At 49.5% G+C, this 18,246-nt stretch carries 21 protein-coding genes; 1 reads left to right on the top strand and 20 read right to left on the bottom strand.

Features of this window, described 5'->3' with window-relative positions; all coding sequences use genetic code 11:
• Positions 1 to 8: 8 nt before the first annotated feature.
• The 11 genes from lepB to smc all read right to left on the bottom strand — a co-directional run bounded on the left by lepB (position 9) and on the right by smc (position 9,787).
• Positions 9 to 566 (bottom strand): signal peptidase I, encoded by a 558-nt coding sequence (lepB, locus tag CHH53_RS03255; RefSeq protein ID WP_095214682.1) that lies wholly within the window; start codon positions 564 to 566, stop codon positions 9 to 11.
• Positions 567 to 651: 85 nt separating this feature from the next.
• Positions 652 to 996 carry a 50S ribosomal protein L19 gene (gene rplS / locus CHH53_RS03250; RefSeq protein WP_095214681.1) on the bottom strand — a complete coding sequence of 115 codons (345 nt, stop codon included), beginning with the start codon at positions 994 to 996 and terminating at the stop codon, positions 652 to 654.
• A 130-nt stretch (positions 997 to 1,126) separates the two neighbouring features.
• On the bottom strand, positions 1,127 to 1,855 hold the full coding sequence (gene trmD / locus CHH53_RS03245; protein WP_095214680.1) for a tRNA (guanosine(37)-N1)-methyltransferase TrmD: 729 nt from the start codon (positions 1,853 to 1,855) through the stop codon (positions 1,127 to 1,129).
• Positions 1,852 to 2,373, bottom strand: coding sequence for a ribosome maturation factor RimM (gene rimM, locus CHH53_RS03240; RefSeq protein WP_095214679.1), 522 nt, complete (start codon positions 2,371 to 2,373; stop codon positions 1,852 to 1,854). Before rimM ends, trmD begins: the two co-directional genes overlap by 4 nt.
• A gap of 15 nt (positions 2,374 to 2,388) precedes the next feature.
• Entirely contained in the window at positions 2,389 to 2,772 is a 384-nt protein-coding gene (locus CHH53_RS03235) for a YlqD family protein (protein WP_095214678.1), read from the bottom strand.
• A gap of 70 nt (positions 2,773 to 2,842) precedes the next feature.
• On the bottom strand, positions 2,843 to 3,058 hold the full coding sequence (locus tag CHH53_RS03230) for a KH domain-containing protein (RefSeq protein ID WP_369819857.1): 216 nt from the start codon (positions 3,056 to 3,058) through the stop codon (positions 2,843 to 2,845).
• 26 nt (positions 3,059 to 3,084) lie between these two features.
• Positions 3,085 to 3,357 carry a 30S ribosomal protein S16 gene (gene rpsP, locus CHH53_RS03225; RefSeq protein ID WP_095214676.1) on the bottom strand — a complete coding sequence of 91 codons (273 nt, stop codon included), beginning with the start codon at positions 3,355 to 3,357 and terminating at the stop codon, positions 3,085 to 3,087.
• Positions 3,358 to 3,436: 79 nt separating this feature from the next.
• On the bottom strand, positions 3,437 to 4,780 hold the full coding sequence (ffh, locus tag CHH53_RS03220; protein WP_095214675.1) for a signal recognition particle protein: 1,344 nt from the start codon (positions 4,778 to 4,780) through the stop codon (positions 3,437 to 3,439).
• Between the two features lie 12 nt (positions 4,781 to 4,792).
• Entirely contained in the window at positions 4,793 to 5,119 is a 327-nt protein-coding gene (locus tag CHH53_RS03215; RefSeq protein WP_095214674.1) for a putative DNA-binding protein, read from the bottom strand.
• Positions 5,120 to 5,194: 75 nt separating this feature from the next.
• Positions 5,195 to 6,205: a signal recognition particle-docking protein FtsY gene (gene ftsY / locus CHH53_RS03210; RefSeq protein ID WP_095214673.1), complete on the bottom strand. Its 1,011-nt coding sequence runs from the start codon at positions 6,203 to 6,205 to the stop codon at positions 5,195 to 5,197.
• Between the two features lie 15 nt (positions 6,206 to 6,220).
• Positions 6,221 to 9,787, bottom strand: coding sequence for a chromosome segregation protein SMC (smc, locus tag CHH53_RS03205; protein ID WP_095214672.1), 3,567 nt, complete (start codon positions 9,785 to 9,787; stop codon positions 6,221 to 6,223).
• A gap of 135 nt (positions 9,788 to 9,922) precedes the next feature.
• Between smc and CHH53_RS03200 the strand changes: the two genes are divergently transcribed.
• Positions 9,923 to 10,144 (top strand): DUF1128 domain-containing protein, encoded by a 222-nt coding sequence (locus CHH53_RS03200; RefSeq protein WP_095214671.1) that lies wholly within the window; start codon positions 9,923 to 9,925, stop codon positions 10,142 to 10,144.
• A 37-nt stretch (positions 10,145 to 10,181) separates the two neighbouring features.
• On the opposite strand, the gene rnc is transcribed toward CHH53_RS03200, so the two are convergent.
• From rnc to sdaAB, 9 genes are all read right to left on the bottom strand, one after another.
• Complete coding sequence (gene rnc / locus CHH53_RS03195; RefSeq protein ID WP_095214670.1) at positions 10,182 to 10,865, bottom strand: ribonuclease III; 684 nt, start codon at positions 10,863 to 10,865, stop codon at positions 10,182 to 10,184.
• A gap of 91 nt (positions 10,866 to 10,956) precedes the next feature.
• On the bottom strand, positions 10,957 to 11,190 hold the full coding sequence (gene acpP, locus CHH53_RS03190) for an acyl carrier protein (RefSeq protein ID WP_095214669.1): 234 nt from the start codon (positions 11,188 to 11,190) through the stop codon (positions 10,957 to 10,959).
• A 67-nt stretch (positions 11,191 to 11,257) separates the two neighbouring features.
• Entirely contained in the window at positions 11,258 to 12,001 is a 744-nt protein-coding gene (fabG, locus tag CHH53_RS03185) for a 3-oxoacyl-[acyl-carrier-protein] reductase (RefSeq protein WP_095214668.1), read from the bottom strand.
• Entirely contained in the window at positions 11,998 to 12,948 is a 951-nt protein-coding gene (fabD, locus tag CHH53_RS03180) for an ACP S-malonyltransferase (protein ID WP_095214667.1), read from the bottom strand. Before fabD ends, fabG begins: the two co-directional genes overlap by 4 nt.
• Positions 12,949 to 13,959: a phosphate acyltransferase PlsX gene (plsX, locus tag CHH53_RS03175; protein ID WP_095214666.1), complete on the bottom strand. Its 1,011-nt coding sequence runs from the start codon at positions 13,957 to 13,959 to the stop codon at positions 12,949 to 12,951.
• 3 nt (positions 13,960 to 13,962) lie between these two features.
• A complete protein-coding gene (fapR, locus tag CHH53_RS03170) occupies positions 13,963 to 14,532 on the bottom strand; it encodes a transcription factor FapR (protein ID WP_095214665.1) in 570 nt (189 codons plus the stop codon).
• A 74-nt stretch (positions 14,533 to 14,606) separates the two neighbouring features.
• Entirely contained in the window at positions 14,607 to 16,643 is a 2,037-nt protein-coding gene (recG, locus tag CHH53_RS03165; protein WP_095214816.1) for an ATP-dependent DNA helicase RecG, read from the bottom strand.
• A gap of 5 nt (positions 16,644 to 16,648) precedes the next feature.
• Entirely contained in the window at positions 16,649 to 17,533 is an 885-nt protein-coding gene (sdaAA, locus tag CHH53_RS03160; RefSeq protein ID WP_095214664.1) for an L-serine ammonia-lyase, iron-sulfur-dependent, subunit alpha, read from the bottom strand.
• Between the two features lie 16 nt (positions 17,534 to 17,549).
• On the bottom strand, positions 17,550 to 18,212 hold the full coding sequence (sdaAB, locus tag CHH53_RS03155) for an L-serine ammonia-lyase, iron-sulfur-dependent subunit beta (RefSeq protein ID WP_095214663.1): 663 nt from the start codon (positions 18,210 to 18,212) through the stop codon (positions 17,550 to 17,552).
• Positions 18,213 to 18,246: the final 34 nt, after the last annotated feature.

The raw sequence follows: 18,246 nt of genomic DNA, 5'->3' as shown, positions 1-18,246 counted from the left end.
TGTTCCTCCTATTTTGTAAGACCGATGCGATCCAGCGGCCAGAACGTCAGCTGTACTTTACCGACAATCTTATCTTCCGGTATCAAGCCGATGTATCTGCTATCGGTTGAATTTCTGCGATTATCCCCGAGTACGAGTACATAGCCTTCCGGAATCTCCTCGTAATTGCCCGGCAAATCTTCAAGCGTGAAATCATTCGTCAAATTACCGCCATCCGTAAGTGAGGCTTTCTCACTGTCCAAATAAGGCTCATCCACGACCTCTCCGTTGATATACAATGTATCATCGATCATCTCTACATGATCTCCCGGCACACCGATGACACGTTTGATATAATCCTTCGATTCAGTCGCATGAAAGACAATGATGTCCTTCCGTTCTGGATCACCGAAGCGATAGCTGAGCTTATTCACAATCATGAAATCATTATCATGCAAGGTTGGCTGCATGGAAGGTCCGTCGACTACAATCGGAGCAAACAGGAACATCCGAACGACCACTGCAATTATTACGGCAATGATCAAAGCCTTCAGCCAATCCAGCCACTCATTTTTCTGTTTGGCCATCTATAAGCCTCCAATTGTTTAGTGAATCTATTTCGTCTATATAGCAAAAAAAGAGCTTGACGAAGCAAGCTCTCTTTTCTGGTACTTAGCGGATTTCTTTGATACGAGCAGCTTTTCCGCGAAGTTTACGTAGGTAATAAAGTTTCGCACGACGCACTTTACCACGGCGGCTGACTTCGATTTTTTCCAAGCGCGGGCTGTGAAGCGGGAAAGTACGTTCCACACCGACACCAGAGGAAATCTTACGTACAGTGAAAGTCTCTGAAATTCCACCGTTTTGACGTTTGATAACGACACCTTCGAATACCTGGATACGCTCACGTGTACCCTCTACTACTTTAGCGTGAACTTTGACCGTATCTCCGGCACGGAATTCAGGATGATCAGCGCGAAGCTGTTCTTTTGTAATGTCATGAATTAGATCCTGCATTCTATTCAACTCCTTCTCACCAATGCTCATTCTCGCAAAAACACGACAGCGGAACATCGTAATATGGCACTCACCTTTGTAAGCACAGCATTAAATATATCATATTTGCATCTTGAATTCAAAGCATTATTTAATCTTTTTGCCACTTTTTCACTAATTCCCGCTCTTTATCGGTAAGTTCTGCGTCGACAAGGAGATCGGGTCTTCTCGTAGCTGTCCGGTACAGCGATTGCTCCCGGCGCCAAGCCTCGATTTTGCCATGATCACCCGAAGTGAGGACCTCAGGCACCTGCATGCCTCGGAAATCGGCTGGCCGGGTATAATGGGGGTGCTCCAGGAGACCGGTGGAGAAAGAGTCTTCCGGGGCAGATGAAGCATTGCCCAGTACATCCGGCAGGAGCCGGACGACACTGTCGATCACTGCCATGGCACCGATTTCCCCTCCTGTCAGGACATAGTCCCCGATGGAAATTTCGTCCGTCACGAGATTCTCGCGAATGCGTTCATCATATCCTTCATAATGACCGCAAATGAAAATGAGATGCTCCTCTTTCGCAAGTTCCTCAGCCTTCTTTTGGTTATACGGCTCACCCTGCGGGCACATGAGTATGACACGGGGCTTGGCTGATCCTTCGGTCACATGCTCTATTGCATCGAATATCGGCTGGGGGGCCAAGACCATGCCAGCTCCGCCGCCGTATGGATAATCATCGACTTTTTTATGCTTGTTGGTCGTGAATTCCCGGAAATTCACAAGATTCGGCTGAAAGGCCCCGAGGTCTTGGGCCCGTTTCAGGATGGAGTGCTGCAGCACGCCGTCGAACATCTCCGGAAATAGTGTCAGAATGTCAATTTTCATAGATCCAGCAATCCTTCCATCGGTTCGATCACGATGCGCTTGCCATCGACATCGATTTGCTTAACGACCGGCTCGATATACGGCACCAGCAAATCTTTCTGTTTCGGACGCTGCACAACCCATACATCATTTGCGCCAGGGGACAGGATTTCTTTCACCTTGCCAAGCGCCTCGCCTTCGACTGTCTCCACTGTACAGCCGATGATCTCATGATAATAAAACTCATTTTCTTCCAATTCACCAAGCTGATCCTCGCGCACTTTCAGGATGCCGCCTTTCAATCCTTCCACTTGATTGATGGAGGTATACCCTTGGAAAGTAAGCAAATCGAATGATTTATGCTGTCTATGCGTATTCACAATCAGCTTTTGCGGTTTGCTGTCCTCATCCTGGAACCAGTACAGTTCTTCCCCAGGCGCGAAGCGTTCATCAAAATCGGTGATCCGAACGACCCTGACCTCTCCTGCTATGCCATGGGTATTGACGACTTTTCCTACATTAAACATCTTCATTTCCATTGTATATCACCTTCATTATTCGATCCGGATGACAATGCCATCTTGGATGACGATTTTCTGCGTTGTAAGCTCGTCCCACTTCATGCCTACTTCAACTTCAACAAGAGCTTCAACCTCTTGGATCATGATTTCACTGCCGATCGGCAGCACATCCAGCTGCGTCAGCTGGAAAGCGATCGAAGACGCTTTTTCCTTGCGCTTTTGGATTTCTGCTTGGAAACGTCTGTGTACATCCTGCTTGGATACACCTTGTTTCTTTTCAAGTTTTCGTTTCTCGAACAACAGCTGTTGACACTCTTGGTCAAGTTGATGCGCCGATCTTTGAAGACGTTCCCTTATGGCTGCTTTGCTGGATTCGGTGATTACTTCATCGACGCGCAAGCTTCTGATTATCTTCATCGGTCACCTGGCTTTCTGCTGACAAAGCTTTTTTGACATGGTAAAAAAGGGAAAGGTTTCCCTCTCCCTTTTACAATATGTCCAGATAAATGCGTTTATCGTGATTGTCGGATGCGGCGCGCAGCACTGTACGCAGGGCACGTGCATTGCGGCCGTCCTTACCGATCACCTTGCCAATATCAGATTCATGCACTTGAAGCTGATAGATGACCTTATGCTGTTCTTCCCTTTGGTGCACGACGATCTGCTCGGGAAAATCAACAAGCGGAGCAACCATCGCTTCAATGAGTGCTTTCAGAATCGATCAGCCCTTTACTTCTGGTTTTTTGATTCGTGGAACTTTTTCAAAATACCTTCGTTAGAGAAAAGGTTGCGAACTGTGTCGCTTGGCTTCGCACCTTTAGCCATCCAGTCGAGTGCTTTCGCTTCATCCATTTTAACCTCAGCCGGGTTGACTGTAGGATTATATGTTCCGATTTGCTCGATAATACGTCCGTCACGAGGAGAACGAGAATCAGCAACTACGACACGATAGAAAGGGTTTCTTTTGGAACCCATACGTTTTAGACGAATTTTAACTGCCATGTTGTTGCACCTCCAAAATAATGTTTCTCACAAGATATGATTGTATCAGATTAAATAATCACTGTAAAGGGTTTTTACATTACATAAAAGGAAATTTCATTCCGCGCCCTTTTTTGCCCTTTTGCATGTTCGTCATTTGCTTCATCATTTTCTTCATATCCTCGAATTGTTTCAGCAGACGATTGACTTCGGAAACACTGCGCCCGGAGCCTTTGGCAATCCGTTTCTTGCGGCTGGCATTGATCAAGGACGGCTCCTGCCGCTCCTTGCGCGTCATCGATTGGATGATGGCCTCCACATGCACGAGCTGCTTCTCATCCAGCTGGACGTTCTTCATATTCTTCATTTTGCCTGCGCCCGGGAGCATGCTCAATAAATCATCAAGCGGCCCCATCTTTTTCACCTGGCTCATCTGCTCGAGGAAATCATCGAATGTAAAGCTCATGCTGCGCATTTTCTCTTCCAATTCGCGCGCCTGCTTTTCGTCCACATTTTCCTGGGCTTTCTCGATAAGGGACAGGACATCCCCCATGCCAAGGATACGGGACGCCATCCGTTCTGGATGGAAGGCCTCCAGCTGATCTGTCCGCTCACCCATACCGACGAACTTGATCGGTTTCCCGGTGACAGCCCGGATGGATAAAGCGGCCCCGCCTCGTGTATCACCATCAAGCTTGGTCAAAACAACCCCGGAAATGTCCAGTTGCTCATCGAAGCTTTCGGCTACGTTCACGGCGTCCTGACCTGTCATCGCATCGACGACGAGGAAGATTTCCGCCGGGTTCACATCCGTCTTGATCTGTGTCAGTTCATCCATCAGCTTTTCATCTACGTGCAGACGGCCGGCTGTATCGATGATGACATAATCATGATGTTCTTCTTTCGCTTTCTTGATTGCCTCGTTGGCAATATCGACTGGATTCGCATCCGTACCCATGGAGAATACCGGCAGATTCAGCTGTCTGCCAAGTGTCTCCAGCTGATCGATGGCAGCCGGACGGTAGACGTCCGCTGCAACGAGCAATGGGTTCCGGTTATGCTTTTTGCGCAGCAGGTTCGCCAGTTTCCCTGTCGTGGTCGTTTTACCTGCACCCTGCAATCCGACCATCATGATGACAGTCGGCGGCCTATCGGCAACCGCGATCTTGCTCTGCTCGCCGCCCATGAGCTGTGTCAGCTCCTCCTGGACAACCTTGATGACCTGCTGACCAGGTGTAAGGCTCTCCATCACTTCCTGACCGACAGCCCGTTCCTTGATTTTATTGATCAGCTGCTTGACAACCTTGAAGTTGACGTCCGCTTCCAAAAGCGCAAGCCGTACTTCCCGAGTCATTTCTTTTACATCTTGTTCAGTGACTTTACCGCGCCCGCGTATTTTTTGGATCGTGCTCTGCAGTCGGTCGGCTAATCCTTCAAATGCCATGGAATCGACCTCCTAATCTAATTCTTTTATCTTTTGGATGAGATCTTTTGCACCAGACTGGTCATTGGCATCAACTGTTCCTTCCAATTCATCCAGCAGTGCGCTTCTCTCCTTGAAGCGATCATACAGATGCAGCTTTTTCTCGTAGCTTTCGATCATCGCTTCGGTGCGCCTGATATTATCATAGACTGCCTGGCGGGATACATCGAATGATTCGGCAATCTCCCCCAATGACAGATCCTCTAAATAATACATTACCATATAACTGCGCTGCTTCGGCGTAAGCAGTGCCTGATAAAAATCGAATAAATAATTCATACGAGTCGTTTTCTCCAACATGCGCCGCACCCCTTGTTAAGTGAAATGCCTTTACAAAAATTGTAGCCAAATGAGCGTGCAGCTGTCAAGAAACTGCTACTCCGCCTGCTCCTCATCCTGCATCAAGTCGGCGAACAAGCCGTATACGAAGGCATTCGGATCGAATTCCTGCAAGTCCTCCATCTGTTCACCAAGCCCGACGAACTTGACTGGAATCTGCATCTCATTACGGATGGCCAGGACAATACCACCCTTGGCTGTCCCATCCAGCTTGGACAGCACGATACCGGATACCTTTGCCGTCTCCTGGAATGTCTTCGCCTGTGCGAGTGCATTCTGTCCCGTAGTCGCATCAAGGACAAGCAATACTTCATGCGGCGCACCTGGTACCTCGCGTTCGATGACGCGATGCACTTTGTTCAGCTCATTCATCAGATTCACTTTATTCTGCAATCGGCCGGCAGTATCACAAAGAAGGACATCCGCACCGCGTGCTTGCGCCGCCTTGATGCCATCATAGATGACGGCTGCCGGATCACTTCCGGCATTATGGCGGATCACTTCGACACCTGTACGCTCTCCCCATACTTGCAGCTGTTCGATCGCACCGGCTCTGAATGTATCCCCCGCCGCCATGACGACTTTCTTGCCTTCCTGCTTGAGCTTATATGCCAGCTTACCGATGCTGGTCGTCTTTCCGACACCGTTGACACCGACAAATAAGTAAATCGTAAGGCCATCCTCGTTGACGGTCAGTTTCTGCGGCTGTTCCTCTTCGTCCCCCTGGTAGATTTCCACCAGTTTTTCCGAGATGACGTCCTTCAATTGACTGCTGTCCTTGATATTCCGGCGCTTTGCTTCCATCCGTAGCTCATCGACCAAATCCATCACGGTGTTCACACCGACATCGGAGGCGATCAAGACCTCTTCTAATTCCTCGAAGAAGTCCTCATCCACTTTCCGATAGCGCGCCATCAGATTATTCATCCGGTCGGAGAAGGAGGTACGTGTCTTCTTGAGACCTTCCTTGTATTTTTCGGGTGTTTTTTCTTCTGTTTCATTGTTCGTGTTGGAGAATCTGTTTTTCAATTTCTGAAAAAAGCTCATATTGTTCTTCCTTTCTTATACCTTCACTAATGCCGGTGCATCCTCCAGACGGACAGATACTAGCCTGGAAACTCCAGATTCCTGCATCGTCACACCGTAAAGGACATCTGCCTCCTCCATTGTACCCTTTCTGTGGGTGATGGCAATGAACTGGGTCTTTTCACTGAATTGCTTCATATATTGCGCAAAGCGGCTGACGTTTGCATCATCCAGTGCTGCCTCCACCTCATCCAGGATACAGAATGGCACAGGCCTCACCCGCAGGATGGAGAATAGCAAGGCAATTGCTGTCAAAGCACGTTCCCCGCCTGAAAGCAGCCCCAGATTCTGAAGCTTCTTGCCTGGTGGCTGGGCGATGATATCGACCCCTGTCTCCAGCAGATTGCCAGAATCGGTCAGCTTGAGTTCTGCATGGCCGCCGCCGAAGAGCGAGCGGAATACTTCCGTGAATTCCGTTTTGATCTTCGTGAACACATCCTCGAACAGACGCTTCATCTCTTCATCCATTTCATCGATGACAGCAAGCAGTGTCGCTTTCGCTTGATAAAGGTCGTCCTTCTGTTCGGTAAGGAAGCTGTACCTTTCATTGATTCTGTCAAACTCCTCGATCGCTCCCACATTGACTGTACCAAGTTCTGAAATAGCACGCTTGATGAGTTTCACTTCTGTTTGGGCAGCTTCGATATCTTCCGCCCTCCCGAATGCAGCCAGCGCTTTCTCAAAGGTCAAGGAGTAGCTTTGCTGCAAGTTCATCAGACGATTCTCAAGCTCCACATCCAAACGGTTGGAACGGACCTCCTGATCCTGAACCTGCTGGACCAGGTTCTGATGGAGACGATTCGCTTCCTTGACAGAGAGTTCCTCTTGCTGCACCAGCTCATGACGCTCCTGGCGCTCGGCTTTACGCTCTTCGATCAAGGTTGTCGTTTGCTGCTTATGCAGCTGCTTCACCTTGATCAACTCGATTATCTCTTCCTCCGTCTGGCCATTCCCGGTAACCTCGGCCATTTGCTGCAATAGCTGCTGCTGTTCTTCGTATTTCCGTTTGGTCTCCTCCAGCTGCTTTGTAAGCTCCGCCAGTCTTTGCTGCTGATTCTCCAGCTTCGCAAGACTTTCTGCTGAACGTATCTGAAGGGCTTGCTGCTCTTTTCGTTTGGTCTCTTTCGTCTGCTGCCAAGCCTGATGGGCTTCTGTCAGCTCGCTGATTTCCTGCTGTATATCCTGAAGCTGCCCATCCAAATCGGCAAGCTCGGCCTCGAGCTGCTCAATGCGTTTCTCGACCTCTTCCCGTTCTGCATCATACTGGGCATTATCCTGATCATACATTACAAGATTATCATTGGCATGCATGAACCGGATATTCGTTTCGGTGTATGCAGCTTGAAGCTCCTGCTCTGCTTCCTGCAGCTGCTTCAAGTCCTGACGTGTTTCTTCTGCCGAAGCCTCCAACTGCTGAAGTTCTTCTTTCAGCTGGGCTACTTTCCGTTCGAAGACTTCCGTCCTTGCTTGGAAATCGGACAGTTTTTCCGTAACTTCCTGCATTTCCTTCTCCCTGGTGAACAATGATTGCGTGTTGCGCTTCTGCGCTCCCCCAGTCATCGATCCACCCGGATTCACCACATCTCCAGTCAGCGTAACGACACGATACCTCCTGCCCAAGGCAGCGGCAATCGCATTGGCATGCTGAAGATCTTCTGCGATGACAACATTGCCCAAAAGGAAGTCCACTGCCGGCTTATACACTGCATCGACCCGGATAAGATCTGCCGCAATGCCGACAAACCCTTCCCGATTAGCAGCATTCGCCACTACATTCGCCGGAATCTGCTTCGGCTGAATCGAAGATAGCGGTAAAAATGTCGCCCGGCCATTGGACGTCTGCTTCAGCCAGTTGATTGCCTGACGCGCACTGGCTTCGTTATCGACCACGATATGCTGCGCTTGTCCGCCAAGTGCTGTTTCCATCGCAGTCACATATGCCGAAGGCACATCGATCAATTCGATGACAGCTCCTTCGATGCCCGCGAGCTTTTCTTCCTGGCGTGCCTTGAGCACTGCTTTCACTCCTTGGAAGAAGCCCTGGAACTCTTCCTTCATTTCCTGCAGCATCTCCTGCTTCGAACGGAGCTTCTCGATATGCTGGTATCCAGTATAGAGCCTGCTCTGTGCATCCTGATACTGCTCACGCTTTTTGGCAGCTTCCAAGCGGAGTGAATCCGCCTTTTCCTCAGCCTGCTCCCTATTGGCAGCAGCCTCTGCCAAGCTTGCAGCCAGCTCATCCCGCTTCGCACTGATCTCGTCACGATTCTGAACGACATCCTTGTATTTCGTACGCTGACGATCCTTTTTCGCATCGATCCCTGTAAGCTGCTGCCGGAGTGAATTCGTTTCATTCCGCTTGGCGGCTTGCTCATTCAGCAAATCGATATAATCACTTTTCTTTTCCTCGATCTGTTCACTCAGATCCTCCTGCGTACGGGACAGCTGCTTGTCCAAGGTCCTGAGATCCGACTTGATCGCCTTGTTTTCCGTTTCCAACGCTGCCAGTGCAGCTTGTTCCTGCTCCAGCTGTTTCAATTGCTGTTCGAGCGTATGTCCCAGCTGCTCCGTGTCTCTCTCCAGCTTCTCCTTGTTCTCCGCCAGGTGCTTGGATCGTTCGTTCAGCAGCTGTTTCTTTCCTTCGAGATTCTCCAATTCCTGTGTGACGATGAGCAAGGAAGCCTGCAATTCATCTATGGAAGCATCCAGTGCCTGCAGCTCCGTTTTCTCAGACTCCAGCAGCTGCTCTTTCTCATTGATTGATTGCTTCTGACTTTCCAGCTCCTGCTTATTCTTCCCGAGCTCCTGGAGGACAGCTTGCCATTCCTTATGTAATTGCTCGATTTCGGCAACAAGCAATCCAATTTCGACATCCTTCAGCTGTGCTTTTTTCTCCAGAAAATCTTTTGCGATGGCAGCCTGTTCCCGCAATGGTTCAAGCTGACCTTCAATTTCATACGTAATATCTTCCACCCGGTTCAGGTTTTCCTGTGTTTCGGCTAGTTTATATTCTGCTTTCTTTTTGCGCTGCTTATATTTCAAAACGCCGGCAGCTTCTTCAAAGATCGATCGCCGCTCCTCCGGCTTGGAGTTCAGGATTTCCTCCACCTTCCCCTGACTTATGATGGAAAAGGCTTCCCTGCCCAGTCCGGAACCCATGAACAAATCAATGATATCCTTCAGGCGGCAGCTTTGGTTGTTGATCAAAAATTGGCTTTCCCCAGAACGGAATACCCGTCTGGTCACACTCACTTCCTGATACTCCAGCGGTAACGTCTGGTCAGCATTGTCCAACACGAGTGTCACTTCCGCTACATTCAGTGCTTTTCTCGTATCACTGCCTTGGAAGATGATATCTTCCATCTTGGATCCGCGCAGGCTTTTTGCCGACTGCTCGCCTAATACCCAGCGGATGGCATCGGTAATATTGCTTTTACCGCTCCCGTTCGGACCTACCACTGCTGTTACCCCTGGCACGAAATCCAGGGTCACTTTTTCGGCAAATGATTTGAATCCGACGGTTTCTAATCGTTTCAGGAACATACTCATTCTCCTATATGAAAGCTTTTCGCTTATTTCTGCATTGTGATTGATTTTTTCTTTCGTTTTTAACTTGTTTATTTTATCATAAACTAAAGGTACATAATAGGTATCAATTACGTCAAAGGAGGCTCACCCATGAAGCTCGAACAAGCATCAGAGGAGAACCTGGCCACGCTCATCAACGGCATTGCCGACCGGCTTGTCGTCGTCAACCGCTCCATCATGCAGCCGGAGGATTACCAGCTTGCCAATTACCATGAAATCAAGGAATTATATGATCATATCGAATCAAAAGGACAGCTCACCGTCTCGGAGACAGAGGCATTCATCCAGGAGCTGGCGAATTACCGTAAATAAAAAACGGCGGAGAGCAGCTTTGTTCTCCGCCGTTTTTCTATCCTTGCAGGGCTTCCAATGCAATCCTGGCAGCCTGCTGTTCTGCTTCTTTCTTCGTGCGGCCGACACCTGTACCAGCCAGATCCCCTTGGATCCTCAGCTCCGCCACAAACTCCCGATTGTGGGCAGGGCCCCTTTCATCGATGATCGAATACGTGATCACTTTGTCCTTGTCCTGCTGGATGACCTCCTGCAGCTTGCTCTTGTAATCCATCGCATGTGAAAAAGCACCTTGGCTGATTTTCGGAAAGACGATCTTTTCGAAGAATCCAAGCACCACCTCGAAATCCTGGTCGAGATATAACGCACCGACAAACGCCTCAAAAACATCGGCCAGCAACGCAGGACGAGTTCTGCCGCCGGTGCGCTCTTCCCCTTTGCCGAGAAGCACATAAGCACCAAGATCCATTTCTTTGGCGAACAGGACAAGGGATTCCTCCCTGACGATAGCAGCGCGGAGCTTCGTCATATTCCCTTCCGGCATATCCGGATAATGCTTGTACAAGAATTGGGACACACCAAGCTCCAGTACCGCATCGCCCAGGAATTCCAAGCGCTCGTTATCCGTCTTTTTCAGGTGGCGATGTTCATTCACATAAGATGAATGGGTCAAGGCATTCTGCAACAAAGCTTCATCATGGAAATGTATCCCGAGCTTCTCCTGCAGTGTAGATAAGTTCATTCTGCTGTCCCCACTTTCCAATTGGTGTGATGATGCGGAGAAAGTCCCGCCTGGATTCAAGCGGGACTTTCCTATGCATCATATTTAAATCTTACTGTTTGCTGTTTATGTAGTTTACAGCGTCGCCAACAGTAGCGATTTTTTCCGCATCTTCATCAGAAATTTCCATGTCGAATTGATCTTCCAATTCCATAACCAATTCCACCACATCAAGGGAATCTGCTTCTAGATCTTCTTTGAAAGAAGCCTCTAGTGTTACTTTGGATTCGTCTACATCAAGACGATCAACTACGATTTGTTTTACTTGCTCGAGTACATCTGCCATAGGAAATTCACCTCCCTTCAGTATTATAGGACATTTTGTCCCGGAACACTATAGTTTTTTCAATCAGTTACATTACCATACCGCCATCGATATGCAGCGTCTGGCCCGTCATGTAATTACTGTCCTCGGATGCAAGGAAGCGCACGACACGTGCGACATCTTCCGGTTTGCCCGGCTTGCCAAGCGGAATCATGCTTTGCATAGCCTGTTTTTGCTCATCCGTCAGCTCATCCGTCATATCTGTCGTGATGAATCCGGGAGCGACAGCATTCACAAGGATATTCCTTGCGGCTAATTCCTTGGCAGCTGTTTTGGTGAAGCCGATGACACCAGCTTTGGCTGCAACATAATTCGCCTGTCCAGGATTGCCGCTCACACCAACGATGCTGGCTACATTGATGATGCGTCCGGATTTTTGTTTCATCATCTGACGTGTGACTGCTTTGGTACAGAGGAACACGCCCTTGAGATTTGTCTGGATGACCGCATCGAATTCGGATTCTTTCATGCGCATCAGCAGGTTATCACGTGTGATGCCGGCGTTATTCACTAGTATGTCCAAGCTGCCGAAAGCTTCGATGGTCTGCTTGACCATTTCTTTAACGCTTTCTTCTTCTGCTACATTCGCCTGGATCACAATCGATTCCTGCCCGAGAGCGCGGACTTCCTCGGCAACCGCTTCTGCCTTTTCTTTGCTTCCCGAGTAGTTCACCGCTACGTTCACGCCATTACGTGCTAGTTCCAAGGCGATTTCCCTGCCGATTCCCCGGGATGCACCTGTAACAAGTGCCGTTTTGCCTGTAAGCATCATTCTTCCTCCTTGTACCACGCCAAGAATGCTTGCAATGATTCAGGATCTTGCACATTGAAAGTAGTCGTACGGCGGCTGATTTTTTTCACTAATCCGCTGAGCACTTTGCCATTCCCCACTTCCACGATGGCATCCAGCTCATCATTTTGAAGCATGTTGACAATTGTCTCTTCAAAGCGGACCGGAGAGTATAACTGCTGCACGAGCAGCTGTTCGATTTCTTTTTGATCCAATACTTTTTCTGCTGTCACGTTCGCATAAACCGGAATCGATGCATCTGCTTTTTCCACATCTGCCAATACAGATGCGAATTCCTCTGCAGCTTGTTTCATCAATCTGGAATGGAATGGACCGCTCACATTCAGCGGAAGCACACGTTTTGCCCCTGCTTCTTTCAAAAGCGGTTCGGCAAGCTCGATTCCTTTTTTCGTACCGGAAATGACAACCTGGCCAGGACAGTTGATATTGGCAGCATCGACGATTTCGCCATGCTCCTTGTCAACCGTCTCAAGAGCAGCCCTGATATCTTCCAAACTTAATCCCAGCACTGCAGCCATGGAGCCTTGTCCTGCAGGATATGCTTTTTCCATCAGCTGTCCGCGTTTGTTGACGAGCACAGCCGCATCCTCGGCGCGAAATACGCCCGCTGCAACAAGTGCACTGTATTCACCCAAGCTATGTCCAGCCGCAACGACAGGTCGAACGCCCTCGTTTTGCAGTACTTGATAGATGGCAGCGCTTGTCAGGAGCAATGCCGGCTGGGCATTTTCCGTCTTTGTCAGCTCTTCGGCCGGTCCGTCGAACATCAGCGGTGTAATCGGCTGGGGCAATAGTTCATCCGCAGCCTGGAATAGACTTTTCACTTCTTCATATGCATGATACATTTCCTGTCCCATACCCACTGCTTGTGAGCCTTGGCCGGGAAATACAAAAGCTACTCGTTTCACTTATGCTTCCTCCTCATCTTTCTTGATGCCTTGTATGGTCTCTTCAATGATTTTTGTAACATTCTTTTCAGCCATTTGCTTTGTTTGCTGGATGGCAACCTGGATGGCACGCGCATTGGAGGAGCCGTGCGCTTTTACAACAGGTGCAGCTAGCCCGAACAAAGCCGCCCCGCCATATTCGGAATACTCCGTGCTGGCTTTGAGTTCCTTCAGCTCGGGTTTCATCATTCCGGCAGCAAGTTTTGTCTTCATATTCTTCAGGAAGGCCTTCTTGATCATCGAGAAGAACATCATTGCTGTACCTTCCGTCGTTTTCAGGGCGATATTGCCGCTGAAACCATCTGTAACCACCACATCATAATCTCCGGAAAGGAAGTCCCGTCCTTCGACATTGCCGACGAAATTGATCGGTGCTTTGCTGAGAAGCTCGAATGCCTTTTTCGTCAGGTCATTGCCCTTGCCGTCCTCCGTACCGACATTGAGCAATCCCACCCGCGGATTTTCTATTCCCCGGACCTTCTCTGCATAGATGGAGCCCATTACGCCGTATTGTAATAGATGATTCGCTTTTGCGTCAATATTGGCACCGACGTCGAGTAAAACAAAGCCTTTACCATCCACTGTCGGTAGTGTCGGTGACAACGCTGGACGTTCAATGCCTTTGATACGGCCTACGATCATCAGCCCCGCCGTCATCAGCGCACCTGTATTCCCTGCCGAAATGCAAGCATCCGCACGTCCTTCTTTCACTTCCTGTGCGGTCAATACAAGTGATGACTGCTTTTTGCGGCGGATGGCCCGTACAGGCTCGTCATCAGCTGTTATGAACTCCTCGGTATGTATGATCCGGATATTCGCCGGACGGACCTCGCCGAGATGCGGTTCGATCTTATTTTGATCCCCAACAAGTGTCAGCTCCAAAGAAGCATCTTTTGTTGCAGCAAGCACGGCACCTTTGACTATTTCTTCCGGTGCGTGGTCGCCCCCCATTGCATCGATTGCGATTCGCATAACTTATTTCCCTTCTTTGACGCTTGAGCGGAACATCTCAAACGTACCTTTGAATACTTGTTCTTGATCCACAGCACTATCCACCTGGATGACCGTCCGCTTCCTGTCCTGCCGGATCACCTTTGCTTTTGCCACTACCCTCTCATGGAGTTTCACTTGTCTGGTGAAGGTGATCTCGGAATGGAAAGTGAGTGCTAACGGATCATCGATCAGCGCGACAGCCAGGGAATTGGCCTGCGCAAACAGATGATGCCCCCTGGCAATCTGGTTCCGCGTGAAAACATGCTCTGGTTTGATATCCAATATGCTGATTGCCCGTTCATCCAGTTCCAAATCTATGATTTCCCCGATTACTTCATCGATATTGATGGATTTCACGGTTTCATTCCATTGGGAATTGGCAACGTGCTTGATTCGCTCCCTTAATTCCGGAATCGTCAGTTCCATCCTGTCCAGCCGGATCGTCTGGATGCTGACGCCGAATTTCTTAGCCAATTCCTCGTCTGTGATGAACGGTGTTTTTTCAATCGTTTCCCGGAGTAAGTCCTGTCTTTCTTTTTTGCTTCTTCTCATATCTCCACCGCCAAAATTAAGACTAGGTACTAAAAGTAATATATAATAGCAGCCCAGAATTTGCAACCGCCGTTTTAGTCCAATACGTTCCCATTCAGGGAAAACTCTGCGTCCAGGGCTTGTAATAGATTGCGATAAGACGGATCATTTTCCAGTCTGTTCTCCGCAATGATCTCTTCTGCATCTTTGCGTGCCGTTTCCAATGCACGATAGTCATGAACCATATCGCCTACTTTGAATTCCGGTATACCGCTCTGTTTTTTACCGAAGAAATCGCCAGGTCCTCGAAGCTGCAGATCTTGTTCGGAAAGCTCGAACCCATTATTTGTTTCTGTCATGATGCGCATCCGCTCTTTGCCGATTTCCCCTTTCGGTTCGGCTATCAGGATGCAATAGCTTTGGGCATCTCCCCGGCCCACACGACCGCGAAGCTGATGCAGCTGGGATAAGCCGAAGCGCTCCGCATCATAGATGATCATCAAGGTGGCATTTGGCACGTTGACCCCTACTTCGACTACCGTGGTCGAAACCAGCACTTGCGTCTCATTGGCCGCGAATTCCTTCATCACTTCTTCTTTTTCATCGGCCGGCAGACGCCCGTGCATGAGTCCGACACGGATATCAGGCTCAAACACCGCCGAGAGCATCTGATGCAAATCGACTGCATTCTGGATGTCCAGCTTGTCCGATTCTTCGATGAGCGGGCTGATCACATATGCCTGATGACCTGCTGCAACCTCCTTCCTGATGAAATCCAGCACCCTGTCAATCGTATTTTCCTTCACCCAATAGGTTTCTATTTCTTTACGGCCGGCCGGCATTTCATCGATGGCCGAAACGTCCATGTCGCCGAAAGCAGTGATTGCAAGGGTTCGCGGTATCGGAGTGGCTGTCATGAACAGCACATCAGGATGCAGACCTTTATCACGAAGCGTCCGTCTCTGGGCAACCCCGAAACGATGCTGCTCATCTACGATAGCGAGAGCAAGGTCACGGAAATGGACTTCCTCCTGGATCAGTGCATGAGTCCCCACCAAAATATCCACTTCCCCATTGGCAATTTGTTCAAGGACAGCTTTGCGGCGTTTCCCTTTGACGCTCCCGGTCAAAAGTGCCACTGTAGCAAAACCATCGAGCATGCCTGCAAGGGATTCGGCATGCTGTTCAGCCAGGATTTCAGTCGGCACCATGATCGCCCCCTGTTTCCCCGCTGTCACTGCCGCATACAGCGCAACCGCTGCAACCGCTGTTTTACCCGAGCCAACGTCCCCTTGCAGCAGACGATTCATTCGATATGGTGATTTCAGATCACGCATGATTTCCTTCAATACACGCTGCTGCGCGTTGGTCAGCGTAAAAGGCAATGTGGCAACGAATGCTTGCACCCTCTCATTGTCAAAGTCCAAGCTTCCCCCGGCAGAAGCTTCCCGTTTCCGTTTTCGGATGAATTGCATCTTCAGCTGGAAAAGAAGGAATTCTTCATATGTGAAGCGCCTCCTCGCATGGGCCAATGCCCTTCTGTCAGGTGGGAAATGCATATGCTGCAGCGCTGTTTTGCGATCAGGCATTTTGTATGCTGTCAAATAGGATGAAGGAAGGATTTCTTCGATTTCTTCGTCATATTGTTCCAGTGCCTGTTTCACACTTTTTTGCAGCTGTCTAACCGTCACCGACCCCTTCACTCCATAAACAGGCTGGACAGGCGTCAGTTCATCCGCTCCGCCGACCTTGAAGTTGCTGACCGTGATCTGCAGGCGGTGCTGATCCCATTTTCCCGTCATCGTCACTTTCCGGCCCGGCAGCAGCTGTTTCTGGGCAAATGCACGATTGAACATGATCGCCTTCACCGCAACATTTTCAACCAAAAGCGTCACAGTCAATTTGTTTTTCTTCCGTCCATAGTATTGCACATGGGCCGGGGAGGCGATTTCACCTTCAATCGTCACTTTATCGTCATGAATCAGTTCTGCGAGCGGCTGTACATCGAAAATGTCATAGCGATATGGCAGATGAAAAAGGAGATCTTCGACTGTGAAGATCCCCATATTCGCCAATCCTTCCGCAAGCTTCGCACCGATCCCCTTGACCTGATCAACCGGTTGCTTCAACACATTCCTCACTCTTTCCCTTTCTTAATTCCATTGATCATAGCCGCCAGTCTCCGTCCAGTCGGCGTGTCTGCCAGACCGCCTTCTGCTGTTTCGCGAAGCGCCGATGGCATAGACTGACCGATCCGATACATGGCTCCGATCACCTCATCACATGGAATCCTGCTCGTGATGCCTGCCAGAGCCATGTCAGCTGATACGATGGCATTGGAAGCGCCAGCTGCATTCCGTTTCACACATGGAACTTCCACCAAGCCAGCCACCGGATCACAAACAAGCCCCAGCATGTTCTTCAGCGTTATCGCGAATGCCTCCGCGCTTTGCTCCGGTGTGCCTCCTGCCATTTCCACAACGGCTGCGCTGGCCATGGCAGCAGCAGACCCAACCTCAGCCTGACAGCCTCCTGCAGCACCGCTGATGGAGGCATTGTTCGCCACAACGAATCCGAATGCCCCGGCGGTAAACAGAAAACGAACCATTTGTTCGCGTGTGGGATTCAATCTTTCCTTCACTGCGAACAATGCTCCAGGCACGCATCCGGCGCTGCCTGCAGTCGGTGTTGCACAGATCATCCCCATTGCTGCATTCACTTCATTCGTCGCGACAGCTTTACTCACCGCATCCAATAACAGATGACCGGAAAGCGTATTGCCTTTTGCCATGTATTGCTGCAGCAAAACGGCATCATTCCCAGTCAATCCAGAATGGGAGGTCACTCCCTTCAGTCCTCGCTCCACCGCTTCTTCCATTATCTTCAGATTGCGTTCCATCTGTCCCATGACGTCCTCGCGGGAACGCTGATGGATATCCATCTCCTGCCGTATCATGACCTCCGATATCGATATGCTGTCCGCATTTGCTTGTTCAAGCAATTCCGCTACATTGCGAAACATATGTCACTCCTCCTGTTCAATTGATCAATCGCGATACACGATTGATATGAGACGCTTTCTCCAGAATGTGCATGACATCATCCTCCACATTCTGATCCGTCTCGATCACCATAAGCGCATCCTTCCCGACATCCTTCCGGGAAACCTCCATATGCGCAATATTGATTTCGTGCTGTGCCAATATTTGTGTCACAGAAGCTATTGCACCAAAGCGATCATTGTGCATGATCAAAATAGCCGGTTTATTTCCTGACATACGCAGTTCAAATCCGTTAAGCTCCGTGATTTCCACTTTTCCGCCGCCGATGGAAACACCGACCAGCTCCATGCTGCCATCGTCTGTACCCAGCTTCACCCTTGCCGTGTTTGGATGTTCAGTGGCAGCTGTATCTTCAATGAATTCTATTTTCATATTTCGTTTGTCAGCTGTTTCCAGTGCGAACCTGATCCGGTCATCATCGGTGTCATAACCAAGCAAACCGCCGACAATCGCCAAATCAGTACCATGCCCGCGATACGTCTTTGCAAATGAACCGTATAAATGAATCGTCGCCCAAGTCGGCTCTTTCCCGTAAATCAATCTTGCGGCACGCCCGATACGGGCAGCGCCGGCAGTATGGGAACTGGATGGACCGACCATGACCGGTCCGATGATATCGAATACGGATTGATATTTCATAGGCTCACTCCTCCTGTGTCTATTTTATCATGCA

The sequence above is a fragment of the Terribacillus sp. 7520-G genome (assembly GCF_002271665.1).
Classification (GTDB): Bacteria; Bacillota; Bacilli; order Bacillales; family Amphibacillaceae; genus Terribacillus.
The sequence above is the reverse complement of the archived record's forward strand: the minus strand, read 5'-3'. Positions and strand labels throughout refer to the sequence as shown.

Bases quoted from the DNA above. Each gene is read 5' to 3' on its own strand.
- lepB (WP_095214682.1), bottom strand. From the start codon at position 566: ATGGCCAAACAGAAAAATGAGTGGCTGGATTGGCTGAAGGCTTTGATC.
- rplS (WP_095214681.1), bottom strand. From the start codon at position 996: ATGCAGGATCTAATTCATGACATTACAAAAGAACAGCTTCGCGCTGAT.
- trmD (WP_095214680.1), bottom strand. From the start codon at position 1,855: ATGAAAATTGACATTCTGACACTATTTCCGGAGATGTTCGACGGCGTG.
- rimM (WP_095214679.1), bottom strand. From the start codon at position 2,373: ATGGAAATGAAGATGTTTAATGTAGGAAAAGTCGTCAATACCCATGGC.
- CHH53_RS03235 (WP_095214678.1), bottom strand. From the start codon at position 2,772: ATGAAGATAATCAGAAGCTTGCGCGTCGATGAAGTAATCACCGAATCC.
- rpsP (WP_095214676.1), bottom strand. From the start codon at position 3,357: ATGGCAGTTAAAATTCGTCTAAAACGTATGGGTTCCAAAAGAAACCCT.
- ffh (WP_095214675.1), bottom strand. From the start codon at position 4,780: ATGGCATTTGAAGGATTAGCCGACCGACTGCAGAGCACGATCCAAAAA.
- CHH53_RS03215 (WP_095214674.1), bottom strand. From the start codon at position 5,119: ATGTTGGAGAAAACGACTCGTATGAATTATTTATTCGATTTTTATCAG.
- ftsY (WP_095214673.1), bottom strand. From the start codon at position 6,205: ATGAGCTTTTTTCAGAAATTGAAAAACAGATTCTCCAACACGAACAAT.
- smc (WP_095214672.1), bottom strand. From the start codon at position 9,787: ATGTTCCTGAAACGATTAGAAACCGTCGGATTCAAATCATTTGCCGAA.
- CHH53_RS03200 (WP_095214671.1), top strand. From the start codon at position 9,923: ATGAAGCTCGAACAAGCATCAGAGGAGAACCTGGCCACGCTCATCAAC.
- rnc (WP_095214670.1), bottom strand. From the start codon at position 10,865: ATGAACTTATCTACACTGCAGGAGAAGCTCGGGATACATTTCCATGAT.
- acpP (WP_095214669.1), bottom strand. From the start codon at position 11,190: ATGGCAGATGTACTCGAGCAAGTAAAACAAATCGTAGTTGATCGTCTT.
- fabG (WP_095214668.1), bottom strand. From the start codon at position 12,001: ATGATGCTTACAGGCAAAACGGCACTTGTTACAGGTGCATCCCGGGGA.
- plsX (WP_095214666.1), bottom strand. From the start codon at position 13,959: ATGCGAATCGCAATCGATGCAATGGGGGGCGACCACGCACCGGAAGAA.
- fapR (WP_095214665.1), bottom strand. From the start codon at position 14,532: ATGAGAAGAAGCAAAAAAGAAAGACAGGACTTACTCCGGGAAACGATT.
- sdaAA (WP_095214664.1), bottom strand. From the start codon at position 17,533: ATGTTTCGCAATGTAGCGGAATTGCTTGAACAAGCAAATGCGGACAGC.
- sdaAB (WP_095214663.1), bottom strand. From the start codon at position 18,212: ATGAAATATCAATCCGTATTCGATATCATCGGACCGGTCATGGTCGGT.